At 73.2% G+C, this 3,852-nt stretch carries 4 protein-coding genes; all 4 read right to left on the reverse strand.

Going from position 1 to position 3,852, the window contains the following annotated elements:
- Positions 1 to 171 precede the first annotated feature (171 nt).
- The 4 genes from ACOJUF_RS01335 to ACOJUF_RS01350 all read right to left on the reverse strand — a co-directional run bounded on the left by ACOJUF_RS01335 (position 172) and on the right by ACOJUF_RS01350 (position 3,787).
- Positions 172 to 660: a hypothetical protein gene (locus ACOJUF_RS01335; protein WP_420120065.1), complete on the reverse strand. Its 489-nt coding sequence runs from the start codon at positions 658 to 660 to the stop codon at positions 172 to 174.
- Between the two features lie 171 nt (positions 661 to 831).
- Positions 832 to 1,296, reverse strand: coding sequence for a DUF6194 family protein (locus ACOJUF_RS01340; RefSeq protein ID WP_420120066.1), 465 nt, complete (start codon positions 1,294 to 1,296; stop codon positions 832 to 834).
- 111 nt (positions 1,297 to 1,407) lie between these two features.
- Entirely contained in the window at positions 1,408 to 2,373 is a 966-nt protein-coding gene (locus tag ACOJUF_RS01345) for a quinone oxidoreductase family protein (RefSeq protein WP_420120067.1), read from the reverse strand.
- A 19-nt stretch (positions 2,374 to 2,392) separates the two neighbouring features.
- Positions 2,393 to 3,787, reverse strand: coding sequence for a replication-associated recombination protein A (locus tag ACOJUF_RS01350; RefSeq protein ID WP_420120068.1), 1,395 nt, complete (start codon positions 3,785 to 3,787; stop codon positions 2,393 to 2,395).
- Positions 3,788 to 3,852: the final 65 nt, after the last annotated feature.

Below are 3,852 nucleotides of genomic sequence, written 5' to 3' on the forward strand. Positions count from 1 at the left end.
CCCCGCCCCGCCCGACCCCCCCCCCACCCCCCCCCCCCCCCGGACCGGGGGCGGGGCGGGGGGCGTCGGGACGATTGGGGTGCGCCGGGGGCGCGTGCACGATCAGGGGATCTCGTCGTCCCGGGCCGGACCTCGGTGATCCGGTGACGATCGACGGCGGTCAGGAAGTGATCACACGTCCGACAGGTCGTTGCCCATGTAGCAGAACGACTCGGTCTCGTGATCGGAGTAGCTGTAGTACTGCTCGTAGGTGTCGATGTACTCGCCGGAGAAGTCGAAGTCGTAGCCGTTCCACTGCGCGTACTGGACGTACACCATGTAGTAGCCGGGGTCGAAGGTCAGGTCCGCGACGTTGAAGGACGCGTCGTAGGCGGCTTCGACCCACTGGTCGTCGGTGACCCACTGCTCGGTGTAGTTGTCCCAGACCCAGATCTTGGCGTAGCTGCCGTAGTCGGCGTCCGAGGTCGTGGTGAACACCAGCGAATCGCCGCCGCACTCCACCGTCGTACCGAAGACCGTGCTGCCGGCGACGGTGTCCGCGTGCGCCGGCGCGGCGTTGCCGGCGACCGCGAAGCCCAGGAACAGGGCCGCGGTGGCCACGATGATCCCGGCCAGGCGACGGACCAGCGTGCGGGCGAAACCGGTGGTGGTGGTGCTCATGGCGTCCTCCTGGACTTCGATCTGGGCGTGTGTTCCGCTGACAGATCAAAGAATCGGCCCACCCGCTGAAGGCCCACGGAAGGACGGCTGAAGGCCGGCCAGCAGCCGGTGGGCGCCTTCGACCGGACCGACCGGCCGGGCGCCGGCCCCCGCGCGCCGGGAGGTCCGCGATCAGTCCGGGTGCCGGCGCCGGTGGCGGGCCCGGGCGGCGTCATGGGCGCCGCGCAGCAGGTCGAGGACGTCGGCCCGAACCTCCGGACCGGGGTCGATCACCGCGACCCAGCCGAGCGCGCCGTACGTCGGGTGGGCGGTCAGCATGCCCGGCGCCCCGATCGGCTCCGGGGCCGGCGCGGGATCCCGCGGGTCGCGGCCGGTGACGGACCGGAATCCGGCCCGGCCGGCGGCGATGTTCACCCGGAACGCGCCGGGCCGATCCAGTCCGGCCGGCGGCTCGTCCGGGTAGTCCTTGGTCACGATCGTCACGAACGGCTGGCCCGGCGGTACCGCGCCGTCGGGCGCGAAGTAGAAGAACCGGTCGCCCCAGGCAATCCGGGGCGAGCCGTCGCCCGGCCCCGGCCGCAGGGTGAGCACGCCGCCGAGGGCCTCGATGAACTCCGTGATCTCGTCGATCGTCATGCCATCGAATCTGCCATTGACCAACCCGGTGAGACTTCCCCGTCGCCGGCCCGTGTCGTCACCCGGTCAACCCTCAACCCGACCGATCTCTGCCGGGAGCATCGGCCCGGCCTACGGGATGAGAACGAGCTTCCCGGTGGTCTTGCGAGCGGCCAGGTCCTCCTGGGCCTGCGCCGCCTGGGCCAGCGGGTAACGCCCGCCGATGCGCACGTCGAGCCGGCCGTCGGCGATCCAGCCGAACACGTCGGCGGCCCGGGCCAGCATCTCGTCGTGATCGCCGACGAAGTCGTAGACCTTGGGCCGGGTCAGCCGCAGCGATCCGTGCTTGTTGAGCCGCTGGATGTCGAACGGCGGCACCTGCCCGCTGGCCCCACCGAAGAGGACCATCATGCCCCGCCGCCGGATCGACTCGAGCGAGCCGTCGAAGGTGGCGGCGCCGACCCCGTCGTAGACCACGTGCACGCCCGCGCCGGCGGTGAAGTCGCGGGCCCGGGCCGGGAAGTCGTCGTAGCCGACGACCACCTCGTCGGCCCCGGCCGCCCGGGACAGCGCCGCCTTGTCCGGCGTCGACACGGTGGTGATCACCCGGGCGCCCTTGACCTTGGCGATCTGGGTCAGCAGCAGGCCGACGCCACCCGCGCCGGCGTGGATCAGCACGGCGTCGTTCGGCTCGATCCGGTACACGTCGGTGGCCAGCGCGTGCGCGGTCAGTCCCTGCAGGGTCACGGCCGCGGCCTGCTCGTCGGAGACGGCGGCCGGCACCGGGATGAACTTGTCCCACGTGTCGACGGCGACCTCGGCGTAGGAACCGTCGACGTCGAGCCAGGCCACCCGGTCGCCGACGGCGAAGCCCGACACCCCGTCACCGACGGCGATCACCCGCCCCGCGCCCTCGAGCCCGAGCACCCGGGGCAGCGGCAGCGGGTAGACCCCCTGCCGGTGGTAGATGTCGATGAAGTTGACCCCGGCCGCGGCGATCTGCACCGCGAGCGCGCCCGGACCGGCCTCCGGCGCCTCGATCTCGCCGTACTGCAACACCTCCGGGCCGCCGTTCGCGGTGATCCGGATGGCGTTCATCAGTCCCTCGCCCATGCGCTCAACCCTTCTGCCGGACACCCGGATCGGGCGTCGTGTCGGTCCTGTCGCCTTCGCGATCGCCGGCGCGGTTCTCGGCCCCGCGCCCGCGCACGGTCCGCCGCAGCTTGGGGACCCGATCGGCCAGCACGGCCTCGGCCCCGTAGCCGGTGGGCCGGTAGTAGTCGCGGCCGACCAGTTCGTCCGGCGGGTACTGCTGCGTGACGACGGCCCCGGGCCGGCCGTGCGGGTAGACGTACCGCTGGGCGTGACCCAGCCGTTGGGCCCCCGGGTAGTGGCCGTCGCGCAGCGGCGGCGGGACGGAGCCGGCCTTGCCGGCGCGCACGTCCGCCATCGCCTCGTCGATCGCGGTGATCACCGCATTGGACTTGGGCGCGGTGGCCAGGTGGATCGTGACCTGGGCCAGCGCGATCCGCGCCTCCGGCAACCCGACCAGTTGGACGACCTGGGCGGCGGCGACCGCCGCCGGCAGCGCCGTCGGATCGGCCAGCCCGACGTCCTCCGAGGCGTGCACCATCAGCCGCCGGGCGATGAACCGGGGGTCCTCCCCGGCCTCGATCATCCGGGCCAGGTAGTGCAGCGCCGCGTCGACGTCGCTGCCGCGGATGGACTTGATGAACGCGCTGGTCACGTCGTAGTGCTGGTCGCCGGACCGGTCGTAGCGGACGGCGGCCCGGTTCACGGCCCGCTCCACCGCGGCCAGGTCGATCTCCCGGGGACCCGGATCCGTTCCGGCGACATCGTCCGGGGCGGCGGCCGCGGGCTCGTCGGGACGGTCGTCGAGCTCCCGGACCGACTCGGCCGCCGCCTCCAACGCGGTCAGGGCACGCCGGGCGTCGCCGCCGGCCAGGGCGACCAGATGCGCGATCGCCTCGTCGGTGACGGTGAACGCGCCGGCCAGACCCCGCTCGTCGGTGCTGGCCCGGCCGATCAGCTCGGCGATGTCCTGGTCGGTCAGCGGCTGCAACTGCAGGACCAGCGAGCGGGACAGCAGCGGCGAGACGACGGAGAAGAAGGGATTCTCGGTGGTCGCGGCGACCAGCACGATCGTGCGGTCCTCGACCGCGGCCAGCAGCGAATCCTGCTGGGTGCGCGAGAACCGGTGCACCTCGTCGATGAACAGCACGGTCTGCTCACCGGTGGACCGCAGCCGGGCCGCGGCCTCGGAGATGACGGCGCGGACCTCCTTGACCCCGGCCGACACGGCCGAGAGCTGGGCGAACCAGCGGCCGGTCGACCCGGCGACGAGGGTCGCCAGCGTGGTCTTGCCCGTGCCCGGTGGGCCGTACAGCAGCATCGACGACGGAGCGCCACCCTGGACCAGCCGGCGCAGCGGCGCCCCGGGCCCGAGACGGTGCTGCGGGCCGACGACCTCGTCCAGGGTCCGCGGGCGCATCCGCGCGGCCAGCGGGGCGTGCGGGTCGGACGGCCGGTCGGGCCGCCAGGAGCCGGCGGCCGGAC

Source organism: Nakamurella sp. (genome assembly GCF_048594475.1).
Taxonomy (GTDB): domain Bacteria; phylum Actinomycetota; class Actinomycetes; order Mycobacteriales; family Nakamurellaceae; genus Nakamurella.